This window comes from Streptococcus devriesei DSM 19639, assembly GCF_000423725.1.
GTDB classification, from domain to species: domain Bacteria; phylum Bacillota; class Bacilli; order Lactobacillales; family Streptococcaceae; genus Streptococcus; species Streptococcus devriesei.
Map to the genome: position 1 here is coordinate 562,279 of NZ_KE384084.1, position 17,130 is coordinate 579,408.

General features: G+C 42.7%; 13 protein-coding genes. 3 read left to right on the forward strand and 10 right to left on the reverse strand.

Annotated features, from left to right (window positions below; all coding sequences use genetic code 11):
• Both G573_RS0108860 and G573_RS0108865 read right to left on the reverse strand, forming a co-directional pair.
• Positions 1–1,182, reverse strand: coding sequence for a pyridoxal phosphate-dependent aminotransferase (locus tag G573_RS0108860; protein ID WP_027976394.1), 1,182 nt, complete (start codon positions 1,180–1,182; stop codon positions 1–3).
• Positions 1,183–1,542: 360 nt separating this feature from the next.
• The gene (locus G573_RS0108865) at positions 1,543–4,008 is read right to left on the reverse strand and encodes a bifunctional DnaQ family exonuclease/ATP-dependent helicase (RefSeq protein WP_027976395.1); all 2,466 of its coding nucleotides are present in this window, start codon (positions 4,006–4,008) and stop codon (positions 1,543–1,545) included.
• Between the two features lie 161 nt (positions 4,009–4,169).
• On the opposite strand from G573_RS0108865, the gene G573_RS0108870 reads away from it, so the two are divergent.
• On the forward strand, positions 4,170–5,003 hold the full coding sequence (locus tag G573_RS0108870; RefSeq protein WP_027976396.1) for an alpha/beta hydrolase: 834 nt from the start codon (positions 4,170–4,172) through the stop codon (positions 5,001–5,003).
• A 78-nt stretch (positions 5,004–5,081) separates the two neighbouring features.
• Here G573_RS0108870 and G573_RS0108875 read toward each other — a convergent pair whose 3' ends face one another.
• Entirely contained in the window at positions 5,082–5,834 is a 753-nt protein-coding gene (locus tag G573_RS0108875) for an esterase family protein (RefSeq protein WP_027976397.1), read from the reverse strand.
• Between the two features lie 232 nt (positions 5,835–6,066).
• Positions 6,067–7,245: an ATP-grasp domain-containing protein gene (locus G573_RS0108880; RefSeq protein ID WP_027976398.1), complete on the reverse strand. Its 1,179-nt coding sequence runs from the start codon at positions 7,243–7,245 to the stop codon at positions 6,067–6,069.
• Positions 7,246–7,542: 297 nt separating this feature from the next.
• Between G573_RS0108880 and G573_RS0108890 the strand changes: the two genes are divergently transcribed.
• Together G573_RS0108890 and G573_RS0108895 are read left to right on the forward strand one after the other, a co-directional pair.
• The gene (locus G573_RS0108890; protein WP_027976399.1) at positions 7,543–8,178 is read left to right on the forward strand and encodes an MBL fold metallo-hydrolase; all 636 of its coding nucleotides are present in this window, start codon (positions 7,543–7,545) and stop codon (positions 8,176–8,178) included.
• A 35-nt stretch (positions 8,179–8,213) separates the two neighbouring features.
• Positions 8,214–8,912, forward strand: a complete 699-nt coding sequence (locus G573_RS0108895) for an alpha/beta hydrolase (protein WP_245543146.1) — start codon at positions 8,214–8,216, stop codon at positions 8,910–8,912.
• A gap of 478 nt (positions 8,913–9,390) precedes the next feature.
• On the opposite strand, the gene ftsX is transcribed toward G573_RS0108895, so the two are convergent.
• The 6 genes from ftsX to pfkB all read right to left on the reverse strand — a co-directional run bounded on the left by ftsX (position 9,391) and on the right by pfkB (position 17,112).
• Positions 9,391–10,326 carry a permease-like cell division protein FtsX gene (gene ftsX, locus G573_RS0108900; RefSeq protein ID WP_027976401.1) on the reverse strand — a complete coding sequence of 312 codons (936 nt, stop codon included), beginning with the start codon at positions 10,324–10,326 and terminating at the stop codon, positions 9,391–9,393.
• On the reverse strand, positions 10,319–11,011 hold the full coding sequence (ftsE, locus tag G573_RS0108905) for a cell division ATP-binding protein FtsE (RefSeq protein WP_027976402.1): 693 nt from the start codon (positions 11,009–11,011) through the stop codon (positions 10,319–10,321). The genes ftsX and ftsE overlap by 8 nt, the downstream gene beginning before the upstream one ends.
• Positions 11,012–11,077: 66 nt before the next feature.
• A protein-coding gene (gene prfB / locus G573_RS0108910; RefSeq protein ID WP_156888804.1) for a peptide chain release factor 2 occupies positions 11,078–12,173 on the reverse strand; the annotation gives its coding sequence in 2 pieces (ribosomal slippage) (positions 11,078–12,100 and positions 12,102–12,173; 1,095 coding nt in all).
• 48 nt (positions 12,174–12,221) lie between these two features.
• The gene (gene queG, locus G573_RS0108915; RefSeq protein WP_027976404.1) at positions 12,222–13,340 is read right to left on the reverse strand and encodes a tRNA epoxyqueuosine(34) reductase QueG; all 1,119 of its coding nucleotides are present in this window, start codon (positions 13,338–13,340) and stop codon (positions 12,222–12,224) included.
• Between the two features lie 738 nt (positions 13,341–14,078).
• Entirely contained in the window at positions 14,079–16,001 is a 1,923-nt protein-coding gene (locus tag G573_RS0108920; protein WP_027976405.1) for a fructose-bisphosphatase class III, read from the reverse strand.
• A 175-nt stretch (positions 16,002–16,176) separates the two neighbouring features.
• On the reverse strand, positions 16,177–17,112 hold the full coding sequence (gene pfkB, locus G573_RS0108925; protein WP_027976406.1) for a 1-phosphofructokinase: 936 nt from the start codon (positions 17,110–17,112) through the stop codon (positions 16,177–16,179).
• Positions 17,113–17,130 lie beyond the last annotated feature (18 nt).

The following is a 17,130-nucleotide window of genomic DNA, read 5'->3' on the forward strand; positions in this document are numbered from 1 at the left end:
TTAGTTCTCCATAAAGACCTTGAGACGGCGGACTGCTTCTTTTAAGGTATCCAGGTCAGTCGCATAACTCATGCGGACATTTTCAGGAGCTCCAAAGCCTGCTCCCGTCACCAAAGCAACGCCGGCTTCTTCCAAAATTGCAGTTGTAAAGGCGGTCACATCTGTATAACCCTTCATTTCCATTGCTTTTTTAACATTTGGGAAGAAGTAAAATGCTCCCTGCGGCTTCACAACGTCAAAGCCGGGAACTTCTGCTAACAGCGGATAAACCGTATTGAGGCGCTCCTCAAAGGCCTGACGCATTTCTTCAACGCTGTCTTGAGCGCCGGTCAATGCTTCAATAGCCGCATACTGAGCCGCCGTTGTCAAATTAGATGTTGTCTGACTGACGATTTTAGAAATTGCTGCAACAATTTCAGGATCTGCAACCACATAGCCGACACGCCAGCCGGTCATTGAGTAGGTCTTGGAAACGCCATTAACAACAATCGTCTGCTTACGAATCGTTTCTGACAGGCTTGAAATAGGAACAAATTCAGCACCGTTGTAGACCAAACGGCCGTAAATATCATCAGCCAAAATTAAAATATCATGTTCTACAGCCCAGTTGCCGATAGCTTCTAACTCTTCTTTGCTGTAGATCATCCCTGTCGGATTTGAAGGGCTGTTGAGCAAAAGCATTTTGCTTTTATCCGTCCTTGCTGCCTCCAGCTGATCCAGGCTGACTTTAAAATGATTGTCTTCACTGGTTGTGACAAAAACCGGAACACCCTCATTCATCTTAATCTGGTCAGCATAGGACACCCAAAAAGGCGTCGGAATAATGACCTCATCTCCTGAGTCAATAAGGGCTGCAAAGAGCGCATAAAGCATAAACTTAGCACCGGTTCCGGCAACGACCTGATTGCGTTCTACAGAATAGCCATAGAAGTTTTCAAAGTACTGGCTGACGGCGTCTTTTAGCTCTGGCAGGCCTGAGGCAACTGTATAAAAGGAAGCACTGCCGTCTTGGATAGACTTAATAGCTGCATCTTGAATGTGCTTAGGGGTTATAAAGTCCGGCTGCCCCACAGAGAGCTCCAAAATATCCCGCCCTTGCGATTTTAATTCTTTGGCACGCGCACTGGCAGCCAAAGTAACTGATTCTTCCATCTCTAAAACACGCCTTGATAATTTAACCATCCTATCTCCTTTGTCCTCTTCTCAAACACTGATTTATAGCATTACACACTAATACTTTTTATTATATCAAACATAGCCTAAATTTCCAATTGCCATTTTGAATATTCTTAAGGGTCCGCACAGAGCCTCAGAGCAATATCTTAGAAAAGTTTGTTTCCCTATTTGCTGCTGTGCTCTTTTAAACTGAATAAAAACAAAAACTAACAGATAGCAGTTTGATTTTGCCGCTTCATCTTTTCACAGTTTATCAAGATAAGCGCTATCGCTTATAAGAACGTTCAGATAACTGCTGTAGCAAGCTTTTATGATTATATCAAAAGAAAGCTGATTGTTTTTCTTCAGCTTCCTTTTGGCTGCTATTTAAGAGCTTAAAAAATGAGCAATGTCATCAAGAATCTTTTGAAAATTGTGATTGACCAGAGGGAATTGTGCAGATAAGGCATCATGAATGGCCTTACCATACCGCTTACGCATAATGCGGCTGTCTAAAATAACAATAGCTGAAAGCTGGCGGCTGTTGCGCTTGGTTCGGCCGATAGCCTGTCTCAAACGCAGAATCGCACTGGGCAGAGCATAATCATAAAAAGGATTTTTGCTTTCCTGCCTGAGCCTGCGGTTTAACTTTTTAATAAAGACATTTTCAGGATTATCAAAGGGCAGACGCGTGATGACCTCAATCAGCCGGTCCTGCTCAACAAAGTCAACCCCTTCCCAAAAACTGCCGGTGCCTAAAAGAAGACCAGTCTCTCCTCGGTCAAAACGCCGCTTGACATTAAAAGCTGTGCCGTTTTTATCCTGAGTTAAATGAGTCAGCTGAGCTTCATCAAGCCGTTCAGATACAGCAAACATGGTTTTTTTAGAATTAAAGAGCGCAAGTATGGGTTCTTGGAGCTGCGCCAATTGCAAGAGACGGTCTGCCAGCAGGCTCTCATAATCTGCATCTGGCAGCTCACTGATATCGGGCATACTGTCATCAATCCAGATGGCCTGCTGCTTAGATTGCTCGCCCGGCACACTGTCAAAACTAAAGGTGTCAAAACCAAGCAGATTGGCCAAACTGACCTGAGGACTAATGCGAAGGGTGGCTGAAACCAAATACGTCTTTTTAGTCGGCGGCAAAAAACTGGTGAAATCTGTAAAATCCAGACGGGCAGACTTGAGCAGCACAATCCGGTGCTCCGGAGAGAATTCTTCTTCAAACCAAAAATCTGAAAAAGAATCCGCAAACAGCTGCTGCAAATCTGCCAGCTCCGGAAGAGCGAGCTCTGCCAGATTCTGCCGCAAACGGCTGATGTCTTCTTCCTTAAGCTGCTTTCTTCTTTGCTTATAAAAAAGAGTCAGCAGGTGGTTCAGTTCAAATTGGATGCTCTCCAGCAGCCGTTTTCCTAAAATATCCTGAGAATTTTCCAAAAGCTGATTCAGTGTCTGCAGCGTCTTAGTCATGTTAAGCTGCTTTTGCGAGAATTGTTCCAAGGCTAAAAATAATCTCTGAGCTTCATCAATGACTAAAATCTGATTTTCTACAAAGGCTCGATCATCTTCGATTCGCGTCAGCAGATAGGCATGATTGGTAATAAGTAACCGGCTGTTCTGAGCCCTCTGATAACTTCTTTGCCAGAAGTCACAGCCGTAAAAAAGCGAATGCCTGCTGAGACGGCCGTCATGCCTGATTTCGTCAAAATAGGCTGCATACCGCTGTTTCTGTCTGATTTCATCCAGATCCCCGGTTCTTGTTTCCAGCAGCCAGACCAAAAGCTGCATTTTATAGCGGTTTAACAGACGATTGTCATCATTTCTTGCCAAAGTTTCATAAAAGCTGTCCAGCTTAAGGTAGTTGTTAGGACTTTTCAAACTATGACAGTTGAGATGAAAGACGTCTCTCAGCGTTTGGGCTTCATTGGCCATAATCTGATCCTGCAGCACCTTAGTCGGCACACTGACAATAATTTGCTCTGTCTGGGCAGCATTAAGCAAGGGCAGCAGATAACCGTAGGTTTTGCCAATGCCTGACTGAGCTTCGATGAAACTTGCTCTGGGATCGTCAAATCTTTTTGCAATCAGATCTGCAAATTCGAGCTGTTTGGGTCTGTTTTCAAGATTCAAAAGAGCAATATTGGTTGCAAAATCCTGAGATAAACGGCGCTCCTGCAGCACAGGCTCCTCTTTTCTTAAGACAAGTCCTGCTACTTCCTGATAGTCTTTTGTCAGGTGAACAGGAGCCAGCTCCAAGGCTTCTTCAATCGGAATCCTCGACTCATAAAGCAGACTGTCAGAAAAAGATAAAATTTTCTCCAGCGTTATCCTGGGCAAAGCAGCCATTTTCTTTTTCAGCTTTAAAAACAGCTCAGCGGTTGCTCTAGCGTCAGCGATTGCTGTATGGGCATCCGACAGTTCAATTTCCAAAAGTTCCGTCAGATTGCTTAGTGAATATTTTTCAAAAGTCGGGTAAAAAACCTGCGCCAGCTCAACTGTATCCACACGAGGGTTCAAAAGTTCATAGCCTTCTAAAAAAAGATGTTCAGCCAAAAGATTGGCATCAAATTTAACATTGTGAGCAACAAAAATACAATCAGCAATCAGCTCGTAAATATCAGCAGCCACCTCGGAAAAATCAGGAGCTTTTTTTAAGCGGGCATCGGTAATCCCCGTCAAGCTGACGATGGCTGGAGAAAGCTTCTCGTGAGGATTGACATCCGTTGCATAGGTCTCTGCAATGCGATCATTTTCTATAATGACAATGCCCACCTGAATAATAGAAGCCGAGCTGCTGGCACTTGTTGCTTCCAAATCTACCACAGCATACTTTCTTGAATTACGTTCCGTCATAACACTAAAATTATATCATATTTAAGGGGAAAATGATGGCTTATCCTCATTCCCAAATACCCAGACACAGGCTTCTCCCGCATGTGAAAATAGTTCTAGCTATTTTTTCAAAATGTTCTATGTTATAATAGGCTTAATTCTATTTTACAAGGGAGACTGCTGTGAAAAAGAAAACCAAGCTGAACAACTACTATCTTGAGATGAAAGAGCATTATTTAGAAGTCCCATACTATAAGGAAAAAAGACGGATTCGGGTGCTTCTGCCTAAGGACTACGACAAGGAAGACTGGGCTTCTTACCCCGTTCTCTACATGCATGACGGTCAAAATATCTTTTACAGCAAGGAATCTTATTCTGGTTATTCTTGGAAAATTATCCCTACCATTAAGCAGCACAAAGAGCTTCCCAAACTGATTATCGTGGGGATTGACAATGCCGGTACAAATCGGCTTAATGAGTATGCTCCTTGGATGACAGATGTGGGAACAACACCCGAAACCGCCAGCAGCGGCGGCGATGGCATGGCCTATGGTGACTGGGTAGTCCATACGGTTAAGCCCTTTATTGACGAACATTACAGAACCAAATCTGACCGCCAAAACACTTTACTGGCCGGCTCATCTATGGGCGGTATCATTACTGCTTACATGGGGGCAGCTTATCCTGATATCTTTGGCAATCTGGGCGTCTTTTCCTTAGCTTCCTGGTTTAGCGAACGTGATTTCCTGCGCTTTTGCGACCACCATCCTTTGAATAAAACCAGCAAGGTCTTCATTCAGGTCGGCACCAAGGAAGGCGACGAAGTGGACGAAGCCTTTGCTCCCAATATGAATCAGGCCTACATTGACTGCACTCTCCACTACTACCAATCTCTCCTGCGCACAAAGCATCCCATGGAAAACATTGATTTGCATATCATGGCCAACGAAATCCACCATGAAAAATACTGGGCCGATCATTTTATTGACTTTTTAAAATTCACCTTAAACGAATAAAGCAAAAAACATGACAGGCTGCTGTGATAAGCAGCAGTCTGTCATGTTTTTATATGATTTAAAAATGATTCAGAAAAACTAAATCCGTCCTTCTTCTTCCAGTTTTCCTAAGAAATAGGGCATCTGCACGCGCCACCATTCCCAATCATGGGCAACATCATGCCCCCAAAAATCAAACCAGGCCGGAATTGATTTAGCTTCAAATCCTTCCCGAAGACGGATGGTATCAATCACATGCGGCTCTTCCCAAGCTCCCTGACCAACTGCCACAATAAAACGGTTGCGGCGGTATTGGTCTAAAAACCACGGATCATTCTGATTCCACAAATAATCAATAGGCGAATTGTAATAAACCGCTAAATCGCCGGCAAAATCACCAGTAAAAAAACGCGCATCGTAGACACCGGATAAGGCAACAGAAACATCAAATAGGTCTGGATGGCGCAGGGCAAAATTCACCGTATGGAAAGCTCCCATGGAACAGCCGGTAGCAATCATACCGCCATCCCAGTTAGATTCATAGCGAATAAGCGGCACCAGCTCGTTGATGATATAACGGTCATAAGCTTCATGCGCCAAGGCCATGTCATGGCCATTTTTCCAAGTGCTGAGCCAGGATTCGTTATCGTAAGAATCAGGCGTGTAAAACTTAACCAAACCGCGATTGATAAAATCCTGACAGGCTTCAATCATGCCAAAATCGCCGTATTCATTCTGGCTGCCGCCTGAAGACGGAAATACAATGATGGGTTTGCCGGCATGACCGTAAACATTAAAATACATTTCCCGGCCGAGCTCCCCCGACCAGTGACTTCTTCTTTCAAAGTGCATATAAGATGTTAAGAGCAGGCAAAAGCATTTAAAATAGAGACCTGCCAACCTCACGATTTTAAGCAGGACGCCTATTTAAAGCTTTCAGCGCGCACTTCTTTCCTTTCTAAAATACCAAAATTATAAAACAGCACAATTCAGCAGAAAGCAGCTACCTCTGCAAACGCGAAACACTGTCACGTTTTTCTGTTTTACAGGACAGAGCAGCCTCCTTATCATTGCAGCAGCAGACTTACTGTTTGGCCTGAGCGAAGCTGACAATCTCACGCAGTTCATCCATGGTAGCTGTACGGGCTAGAATACCGACTTCTCCCATGATCTTCGCAAAAATGCCCGGCACAGATTCAATATCAATGATATGGTGCCCGTATTTGGCTTTAATTTCTTCCAGCGTATGAGCGTAATGTTTATTAGCTTTGCGCGAAATGTAAACGACATTATAGCGGTGCTGCACATCTGCTGTAAATTGGTTATTTTTAACCACCTTGGCGTATTGGTCAAAAATATCAAAATCATCCGCATAATTCCACATATCAATCGTCAAGCCTCCCGGCGGACGGCAGTTAACTTCCAGCGCCATCAGCTCTTTGGTCTCTTTAATGCGGAAAAATTCAAAATGGAAGAAACGCTCTTTAACCTTAAAGGCTTCAACACATTTTTCACCCAGCTTGATGAGTTCAGGTGCGATGTCTCGCGGCACATAATAAAACATATCGCCATCTTTTTCTACCGTATCAAGAACCGCTTCGGAATACTCTAAGCTGGAATAAAAGACAATATTTCCTTCATGGTCAGTCAGACCGTCAAAGGTTACAATATCCCCATCGATAAACTCTTCCATGATGTACTCTACTGCAGCATTGCGATAGCCGAAAAAGTCTTCCAATTCTTGCTCAGATTTAATCTTATAGGTATCAGAAGCTCCTACACCCGAATTCGGCTTGATAATAACCGGAAAACCAAGTTCCTTGGTCAGAGCTCTGGCATCATCATCACTGGTAAAGACACGGCCGCGGGCAACCTTCAAACCGGTCTGACGGAAGATTTCCTTCATCTGTGCCTTGGTCTTGATGGACAGCATGTCCTCATTTTTATAACCAAAAACGTTGAAATCCGTCCGCAGATGAGCATCCAGCTCCAGCCAGTATTCATTATGGGACTCAATCCGGTCAATTCTTCCATACTTGTGGGCAAAATAAGCCACAGCCCGGTAAACCTGATCATAATCCTCCATATTGTCAACGCGGTAATATTCTGTCAGATGGTCGCGCAGTCCTTGGCTTAATTCTTCATAGGGACTGTCTGCAATCCCCAAAGTATTGATTCCATTTTCATACAAGCGATGAGCAAAGGTCTCAAAATTAGCCGGAAAATGGGGGGAAATCATTATAAAATTCATATTTCTGTCCATAACTAATCCTCTTTTTATTTTTACTCTTCTAGTTTAGCATAATTTTAGGGATAATTCTATGGAAATGACAAAATTTTCTGATTATTCATGAATCTTTCTAATGCCCGTCAGACAGCCAAAAACTCTTACTATTGCCTTCAAAAGTTTGCCTATAATCTATCGACAAAAAAGTTTGAAATGCTTGCTTATCAAGACAAATCGCCCACTTGACAGGCTTGAGTGTGGGGGTGATAAAACTTATTAAAAATTCTCTTCTTTTTAATTTCAAAAGCAGGCTAATTTTGCTACACTAAAAGTATGGAAATTTTAAAAACACTAAATGATGCTGCGTTTGAAAATACTTATTACCTCGTCAATGATCAGGCTGTTCTCTTGATCGATCCGGGAAGCAACAGTGATGACATTATGGCGCAGTTAAAAAAGATCAATAAACCGATTGCTGCTATTTTGCTGACACATGCACATTATGATCACATTATGAGCCTTGATGCAGTGCGTCAGAACTTTGATCACCCGCCCGTTTATATTTCTGAAAAAGAGGCTTCTTGGCTGGGAAGCCCGGTGGATAACCTGTCCGGACTGCCCCGTCACGATGATATGGCAGATGTCATCGCCGCTCCTGCTGATTTCTGCTTTGAAAATGAGAAAGTTTATCAGCTATCTGGTTTTACCTTTAAAGTAGTTCCGACACCCGGCCATTCTTGGGGAAGTGTTTCCTTTATCTTTGATGATGAAGAAGCTGTTTTTTCCGGTGATGCCCTCTTTAGAGAAACAATCGGCCGTACTGATTTGCCGACCGGTGATTTTGATGAACTCATTAACAGCATTAAAGAAAAGCTCTTTACCCTGCCCAATCACTTTCATGTCTTTCCCGGACATGGATCTGAAACTCATATCGGCCATGAAAAGAATTTTAATCCCTTCTTTCACTGATGAAACCAGTTAAAAAGATTTTTCTCAGATGCTTGATGTTTTGCTGTTTTCTGGCAGCCTTGGCCTTTTTTTCTATCCGCCATCTGACCTACCAGCCCAGCAGACAGGCCCAAAAGATTCTTCAAAGCAGCCGTCATCATGAGACAGCTGACTATGAGTTTTTTGCCTCACAGGGAAAGAAAAAGGCCACACTTCTCTTCTACAATGGTGCCTTAGTTGATGAAAAGAGCTACGCCTTATTAGCTGAAGGGCTATCAGACAGAGGTTATGACGTTTATCTTATAAAAGCACCGCTCAATCTTCCGATTTTAGCTCAGAAAAAAGCGGCAGCTATCATCAAAAGCCAAAAACTGAAGGCTTATTACCTTGCAGGGCATTCTCTCGGCGGTGTTACTGCAGCTATGAATGCTCAGACACGGCTCTCTGATAGTCATTTCAAGGGGCTTATTTTTCTGGCCAGCTACCCCGGACAAAAGACTAATTTCAGGCAGACAGAATTAGCCGTTTTATCGATTACTGCCAGCAAAGACCGTATCCTCAACTGGAAAAATTACCAAAAAGCAAAAAAGCAGCTTCCGCAAAAGACACACTATGTAACCATTAAAGGCGGCAACCACAGCGGTTTTGGCCTATATGGTCAGCAAAGAAAAGACGGCACCGCAACGATAAGTGCCAAAAAACAGCAGCTGCGCATCATTCAGCTGATTGATCAATTTATAAGCAAAACGAATTAAAGCTGCTATTATTTTCTTTATCAGCTGTTTTTTAATACGTATTGCCATAACAAAAAAGCCTTGCAGGCTTTTTTTGTTCAGGTTGTAGACAAACTCCCAAAACTAAATTCTCTCTCAAATTTTATCATAGAATAATATTACTTTTCATTTTTATAAAATGATATAGAAACGATCAAAGCCTAACCTGATACTTTCCAATGTAGCAAAAGAGGCAGAAACTCACTGTTTCTGCCTCTCGGAGATTTTGAGACCTAGGCTCAAAATCTAGATATGGAATTCCGAAGGAAGTCGCTGCGACGATTGCCATTAGAAATCGATACTATTTCTAATGGCAATCTAATGCAAAACCTAGTCAAAAGCTATAGCGTTGGCGTTTGGTTTTGCCGTCCGCGCTACCTAAGGAAAGTATCATAACAAAATATTACTTTTTGAGAAAATAGACTTTTTCTTCAGTCTGAAGCCTTGCAGGCTTTTTTTGTTATATCTTTAAGAAACGTCTCATTGACAGAACCGAACCGATAGATCCAATGATAATACCGATGACAAACATTGCGCCAATCAGGTAAAAGGCAAATGGATTAGGCTCATAAAGAGACAGGTTTTGGGTGGCTAAGTTAGGGTTAAACTGGTCAAAAGCAAATTGATACAGGTAATAGACAATCAACGACGGAACAATAGCTCCGAGCAGTCCGACCCAAGCTCCTTCAAAGAAGAAAGGCATTCTGATATAACCGTTTTTAGCACCAACCAGACGCATGATTTGAATTTCATTGCGGCGGGAAAGGATAGTGATTCGAATGGTATTAGAAATCAGGAAGATAGCAACTAGGACCAAAAGAGCTGTTCCGACAAGCCCCCAAGTCCGAATGAAGCTGGCAAGCCCAAAGATACGGTCTGTATCAGTACCGCCGTAAGCTACTGAATCAACACCTGAAATTTTATTGATGGCCTTGGCTACTGTTTTAACCTTGCGAGGTGAGGTTGTCTGCACAATGTAAACATCGTACAAGGGATTGGAATCCCCGTCAAACAAGGTCCAGTCATCACCCATTGTTTTCTTTAATTTTTCTAATTGCTCATCCTTGCTCGAAAAGGTAATCGTTTTAACATTTTTGAGCTTTTTGATCTGATCATAAACCTTGTGGTAATCAGGGTTATTAATTTTTTTGTTTGAATTGTTCGGGTCAACATAAGACTGCACATTATCTTTAGAATCGACCTGCAAATAAGTGTTAATCTGAACATTTTTTTCAATACCGGATGCTAATTTTTCGGTATTCAAGAGAAAAGCTGCAAAGATGCCGACCAAAGTCAGGGTAATCGCTACAGAAGTGATGGCTGCAATAGACATCCAGCCATTGCGCTTGATATTTTTAATGGACTGCCATAAGTGACGGAAAAATCTTCTAATCATTATATCCGTAATCTCCTTCCTCTTCGTCGCGGACAATGCGGCCGTCTTCAATGGCAACCACACGGTGGCGAAGTGTATCTACAATCTGGCGGTTATGGGTTGCCATCAAAACAGTCGTTCCTTGAAGATTGATGCGTTCCAGCAACTGCATGATTTCCCATGAAATTTCAGGGTCCAGATTTCCTGTCGGTTCGTCAGCAATCAGAACCTGAGGATTATTGACAATAGCTCTGGCAATTGCAACCCGCTGCTGTTCCCCGCCTGAGAGCTGATCAGGAAAAGAACGCATTTTATGCTTGAGTCCTACCAAATCAAGGACTTCCGTTACACGTTTTTTAATCACACGCGGCTTTTCACCGATAACTTCCATCGCAAAAGCAATGTTTTCAAACACTGTTTTATTGGGCAAAAGTTTATAGTCCTGAAAGACGACGCCGATGCTGCGGCGCAAAATAGGAACTTCCCGCTTTTTCATTTTGGCCAGATTAAATTTACCGACCTTAAGAGAGCCCTTGGTTGTTCTTTCTTCCCGGTAGAGCAGTCTGATGAGAGTTGATTTCCCCGCGCCTGACGGGCCTACCAGATAGACAAATTCACCTCGATTGACAGAAAGTGAAATATTCCTCAAGGCAGTTGTACTGCGGTGATACTTTTTTGTAACACCCTTCATTTGAATTAATGCCATGTCTTGCGTTTCCTTTTCTTTAATAATATCTTTGGAGAATAGCTCTCCTTTGTAAAAACCAGTTTTCTACTCCATACGCCATTTCAAAAAGGCATCAATAAAGCCATCCAAGTCACCGTCCATAACCTTGTCAACCTGCGCAACTTCATAGCCTGTGCGGTGGTCTTTCACCATGGTATAGGGGGTGAAAACATAAGAGCGGATCTGACTGCCCCAAGTAATTTCTTTTTTATCACCTTTAAGGGCATCTACTTCCTGAGCCTTCTTTTCCTGCTCCAGCTGATAAAGTTTAGCCTGCAGCATTTTCATGGCCCGGTCACGGTTGCCGTATTGCGTACGGTCAACTGTCGAAGCCACCACGATACCAGTCGGTATATGAGTCAGACGGACACCTGTTGACACCTTATTGACATTTTGCCCGCCGGCGCCGCCGGAACGAAAGGTATCCATTTTGATATCTTCATCCCGAATATCTACTTCAATCGTATCATCCAGTTCAGGCATGACTTCAACAGAGGCAAAGGAGGTGTGACGGCGTTTAGCCGAGTCAAACGGTGAGATTCTTACCAAACGGTGAACCCCCATTTCTGACTTCAAAAGACCATAAGCATTAGGCCCTTCAAAGGACAGGGTTACAGATTTAATGCCGGCTTCATCGCCCGCTTGATAATCTAAGACTTCGACTTTGAAATTTTTGCTGTTGCCAAAACGGGTATACATCCGCAGCAGCATGTCTCCCCAGTCCTGAGCTTCTGTGCCGCCGGAACCCGGGTGAATTTCCAAGATAGCATTATTTGCATCATAGGGTTCTGATAAAAGAAGCGTCATTTCATAGCTGGTCATCATCTTGTCCAGCTTTTCCAAACTTTCTTCCAAGTCAGCCTGCATTGAGGGCTCTTCTTCTGCTAATTCATATAAAATCTCAGCTTCGTCGGATAAATTCTCCATGTTATGAAAAGTGTCATACTTGAGTTTTAAGTCGCTTAGCTCTTGTGAAGTCTTTTGAGCAGCATTATTGTCATCCCAAAAGTCAGGTTCGGTCATCCGATTTTCTAAGAGAGCAATCTCTTCTTCCAAGCGATCTAAGTCAAAGAGACCTCCGAAAGCCAGTCAGCTTCTCTTTATTTTCTGCTAATTTTTGGCGCATTTCTGCCATATCCATATTTCATACCTCATTTTCCAGTATCTGTTTTATTCTAACATAGTTCATTTAAAATTGCCATCTATTAATCAGGGCATTTCTTTCTTTTATGATATCGTCATTTTCTGAATCAATGCTTAAAATAAAGTCCCGCAATTCTTCTGTCGGTTTTTTGACAATCTCTCCCAAAGCCCAGATGGCTGTTGCCCGATGAATAGGATTTTGGCTGCTGTCAATGATTTCCAGAAGCTTCACGACGGCACTTTTATCATAGGCATTAGCCAGAGCAATGATGGCGTTGCGCTGCAAAATATTCTTTCCCCGCCAGGAACCGGCAATCCTGCCGAATTTTTTCGTAAACTGACTGTTAGATAAATTTAAAAAAGGAATTAATTCTGGTTCTGCCAAATCAGGATCGATAGGACTGGCCAAGGAGTTATTGAGCCCTTTATTATAGGGGCAGCAAATCTGGCAAATATCACAGCCATAAATGACTGTCTTAATTTTCTTTCTGAATTCCAGATCCATCATGCCCTTATCCTGTGTCTGAAAGGAAAGACAGCGCTTAGCGTTCATGCTGCCATCCCCCAGCAAACAGGACGTCGGACAGGCATCCAGACAGCGGCGGCAGTCACCGCAGGCATAATCTACAGGACTGTCCGGCTCGATCTCCAGATTGGTGATCAATTCTCCCAGATACATGTAGGAACCGAATTCTTTAGAAATGACCAAGCCGTTTTTGCCGATAAAACCAATGCCGGCCCGCTGAGCCACGGCCGTATCAACAAGCGCTCCGGTGTCCACCATTCCTTTATACTCAAAATTTTCAGTCAGCTTTTCGATGCCTTCTGCCAAACGTTTGAGCTTATCCTGCAAAACATAGTGATAGTCCAGACCCCAGCTGTTAGGAGTAATCTTGCCGCGCCGGTACTGTGTTTTAGGCGGTTTCACAGGCAGCCTGTGCGGATAGGCCACAGCAATGGAAATGATTGTTTTGGCACTTGCCAAAGAGAGTTTAGGTTTAATCCGCTCCTCAATATTTTTATGTTCAAAACCTGAAGAACGCCCTTCCTCAACAGAAGCGCGCAGCGATTTTTCCAAGTAAGCAAAATCATCGGCAGTTGTAAAACCGATTTTTGAAATTCCGATTTCCTGGGCCAGCTTTTGGATTTCTTCTTTAATGTTCATAAGTCTATCTTAATGGATTTTTAAACAGAGAGCAAGTCACAAATAAAAAATGACTGTAGCTAAACCAGCAGACTGCAATACGATCAGCAGCTAAAAAACCTGCAATGAGAAAACACTGCTCAATCAAAAACGGCCCGATACCAGAACACATGAAATAAGAGAGCAGACAGGCACTCATGAGTCCCTGTCTGCTCAGACTGAAGAAAAAGTCTATTTTCTCAAAAAGTAATATTTTATTATGATACTTTCCTTAGGTAGCACGGACGGCAAAACCAAACGCCAAGGCTATAGCTCTTGACTAGGTTTTGCATTAGATTGCCGTTAGAAATAATATCGATTTCTAACGGCAATCGTCGCAGCGACTTCCTTCGGAATTCCATACCTAAGTTCAAGATACAAAGGGCGTCTGCGGATAAAGGCAAAATAGGGAGTTCGACGCGGAATCGTTAAGATTCTAGGCGGACTTATCTTTTTGCCACAATCCGCAGCCCGTGTTCAATTAAGATTTTGAGCCTAGGTCTCAAAATCTCCGAGAGGCAGAAACTCAATGTTTCTGCCTCTTTTGCTACATCGGAAAGTATCGGGTTAGGTTTTGATCGTTTCTATATCATTTTACAAAAATGGGAAGTGATACTATTCTATGATGAAATTTTAGAGAGAATTTAGTTTTGGGAGTTTGTCTGCTCTCTCTGCCTGCGCTGATTACGGCAGTCTTTAAGATTTCTTAGAATCAGCATTTTAATACTTATCAAAATGCTGATAAAGGTACTCTAAATGCTTGATTTCATCGCAAATACGATGGCCGATATTGGTATCTTTGACTAAAATACGGCGGCTGGACTCTTCAACTAAACGTCTGGTCGAAAGGATATCGTACTTGCCCATTAAAACGTCCTGACTGTTGGTAAAAGGCTGATGAGCCACCAGCAGCATGCCGTAGCTGTTAAAAACTAGGGTATAGCCTGCAAGGCCTGTTTTCTTTTGGTAGGCTTTGGCAAAACCGCCGTCAATGACAAGCATTTTACCGCCTGCCTTAACAGGGTTTTCACCGTCTTTTTCCTTCACAGGCGTGTGACCGTTGATAATATGCCCCTCCTCATTCAGGCCGAATTCTTTCAAGATATCCCGGCAGACACTCTCTTTATTTCGCAGGCGATAATAAGGATTTTTGATTTCTTCATGTGTGGCCTTATCCTCGATAAAATACCGCTCAAACGTTGTCATGGCTTTTTTGCCGAAAAGAGAGGAGTTTTCACCTATCCAGAGATACCAAAACAGATCCGTCGAAAAATCCTCATGTTTATTGGGATGCCGATAAGACTGGCGAATTTCTTTCTCATAAAAATCCAAAAGTGCCTTGCCGGAATAGCTGCTGTCCTTGATTTTCAGTGATTTAAAATCACCGTTTTCATGCAGAGGAATGCAGCCGTGAAAAAGCAGATTGCCATTGTACTGCAAATACATGGAACCTTTTTCAAATAAAAAATCAACATGGCGCTTCAAGCCTTCTGATGTCTGAAAAGCATGCATCAGCTGCTGCAGAAGTTTCTCTTCTTCTGCATCTAGTGCATAGGGCTTGTCAGGCACAATCCGGCTGCTGTTAAAATCCGACAGGGCATAGGTTTTGCCATTTAGGCAAATTGTCTTATTCGCATAGTCTATCATGTCCAAAACCTGACGGTGTTCCAGCTGAAAATCCGGCCGGCGGTGAATTAAGCGGCTTTCCAATTTAAATTGCAGGATAGCCGCAGCCTGCCGAACAAGATTTAGTAAGTCACTATCTTCCTGAGACAGCCGTCCTTCATCTAAAATAGGATCAAAGGCTGCTACAGGCTGGTAATACTTGCGGCTGTAGTCAACCAGTTTTCTCAGATTGATGCCGTAGCGGTCTTCAATCAAAGTTAAATTATTATACCTGGCAGCAATGCGAATGACATTGATCATACAGACATAAGAGCCCGAAACAGCGCCCATCCAGGTAATGTCATGGTTGCCCCATTGAATATCAACATTGGGCAGTTTTTCAAGACGGTCCAAAATAATATCAGGGTATTTGCCGCGGTCATAAATATCACCGACAACATGCAAGACATCCACAGCCAAACGCTGAATGACATAGGACAGAGCAATGACGAGCTCCTCCAACTGGTTAAGTTCGGTAATCTTGTCAATGATTGCATCAAAGTAGCTTTCCTTATCAGGGTTTCTTTCAATTTCTGCCAAGAGTTCTTCAATAATATAAGCAAAATTAGCCGGCAGGCTTTTGCGAACCTTGGAGCGCGTGTACTTGTTGCCAAGGTATTTAAGCACCTGGATCTGAATAGGCAGCAAGGCAATCAGTTTTTCCTGCAGAGCATCGTGGGAAAGATCCTCTTTATCAAACGCTATTTTTTGTTCGGGATAGTAAACAAAGAGGCAGAACTCTTGAGCGTTTATGGCAGACAGCTGATAGAGGTCAAAACATTCCTGAATTTTAGATTTAATAGAACCCGAGCAGGTTCTTAAAATATAGTCAAAAGCAGGATATTCCCCGTGTAAGTCGCTGACAAAATGTTCAGTTCCTTTAGGCAGATGGCAGATCGCTTCCAGATTGATAATTTCAGTCAGAATATCTGCTCTGGTGGGAAATTTTTCCTTAAGTAATTGATAAAAGGCCTTCATGTAATCTCCTTTAACGCTACAGCAGGAATGGATGACAATACTAAAAAGCTTCTGCAGTAAACAGCAGCTGCATAAAGATTATAAAGCTTTTTGGCAGCGCTGTCAATTAGTGACAAATGGTTCTGGCATTCCTCATAAACCTTGTCAAAAATTCAAAAAATCCCTGTCGAATCTGCTAAACATCCAAAATTTCTACTTGAACTTCCTGATAAATCCAGTCCAAATCTTCCTGCTTGAAATCACCTGTACTTGGCGACAAAGCATTGGCTGTTCCTGCTGCCACAGCATAACGCAGACAGTCTTTAGGAGTCTTATTTTTTTCAAGGCCGACAGCAAAAGCACCAACCATCGCATCACCGCAGCCGACTGTATTTACAGGATCAATCTGAGGCGCAGCCGCCCGATAAACAATGCCTTGATGAATAAGAAGAGCACCATCACTTCCTAAGGATACAGCCACATAATCAATGCCGATTGCCGCTAATTTTTTAGCATATTTGACTATCTCTTCAAAACTGCTAAGTTTGACATTGAAAAAGGCTTCAAGCTCATCTTTATTTGGTTTTACCAAAGTTGGTTTAGCCATTAGCCCTTTTTTAAAGGAAGAACCGCTGCTATCCAAAATCACTTTCTTATGTGACTTTTTAGCAAGTTCAATTAATACTGCATAAATCGCATCATCAGCCCCTTTGGGAATACTTCCCGAAATGACAACAACATCTGATTTACTTAGAAGTCTTCGATAAGTCATCATAAAATCAACCATTTCAGACTCTAATACCTCACAGCCTTCTTCCAAAAATTCTGTTGAACCGTAAGCTGATTCAAGAATATTGATACAGCTCCTCGTTTCGCCGGCAATTTCAGTAAATTCAAAAGGAATATGAGCCTTTTGCAATAGATCTTCCAGATAATGACCGTTGAAACCTCCTATCAGGCCTGTTGCCGTCACGGAGTTCCCGCATAGTTTAATAATCTTAGCAACATTCAGACCCTTACCGCCAGCAGTATTGATGGTCTTTTTAACCCGCATGACACTGCCGGGAATCAGCGGCTTATCCAGATAATAAGCTTTATCAATTGAAGCGTTCAAGGTAACCGTTGTAATCATATCATATCTCCTTCTTTA

What these genes read in the sequence shown, in the direction of transcription:
- G573_RS0108875 (WP_027976397.1), bottom strand. Translation starts at nt 5,834, where the DNA reads ATGCACTTTGAAAGAAGAAGTCACTGGTCGGGGGAGCTCGGCCGGGAA.
- pfkB (WP_027976406.1), bottom strand. Translation starts at nt 17,112, where the DNA reads ATGATTACAACGGTTACCTTGAACGCTTCAATTGATAAAGCTTATTAT.
- G573_RS0108865 (WP_027976395.1), bottom strand. Translation starts at nt 4,008, where the DNA reads ATGACGGAACGTAATTCAAGAAAGTATGCTGTGGTAGATTTGGAAGCA.
- queG (WP_027976404.1), bottom strand. Translation starts at nt 13,340, where the DNA reads ATGAACATTAAAGAAGAAATCCAAAAGCTGGCCCAGGAAATCGGAATT.
- G573_RS0108895 (WP_245543146.1), top strand. Translation starts at nt 8,214, where the DNA reads ATGTTTTGCTGTTTTCTGGCAGCCTTGGCCTTTTTTTCTATCCGCCAT.
- G573_RS0108890 (WP_027976399.1), top strand. Translation starts at nt 7,543, where the DNA reads ATGGAAATTTTAAAAACACTAAATGATGCTGCGTTTGAAAATACTTAT.
- ftsE (WP_027976402.1), bottom strand. Translation starts at nt 11,011, where the DNA reads ATGGCATTAATTCAAATGAAGGGTGTTACAAAAAAGTATCACCGCAGT.
- G573_RS0108880 (WP_027976398.1), bottom strand. Translation starts at nt 7,245, where the DNA reads ATGGACAGAAATATGAATTTTATAATGATTTCCCCCCATTTTCCGGCT.
- ftsX (WP_027976401.1), bottom strand. Translation starts at nt 10,326, where the DNA reads ATGATTAGAAGATTTTTCCGTCACTTATGGCAGTCCATTAAAAATATC.
- G573_RS0108860 (WP_027976394.1), bottom strand. Translation starts at nt 1,182, where the DNA reads ATGGTTAAATTATCAAGGCGTGTTTTAGAGATGGAAGAATCAGTTACT.
- G573_RS0108920 (WP_027976405.1), bottom strand. Translation starts at nt 16,001, where the DNA reads ATGAAGGCCTTTTATCAATTACTTAAGGAAAAATTTCCCACCAGAGCA.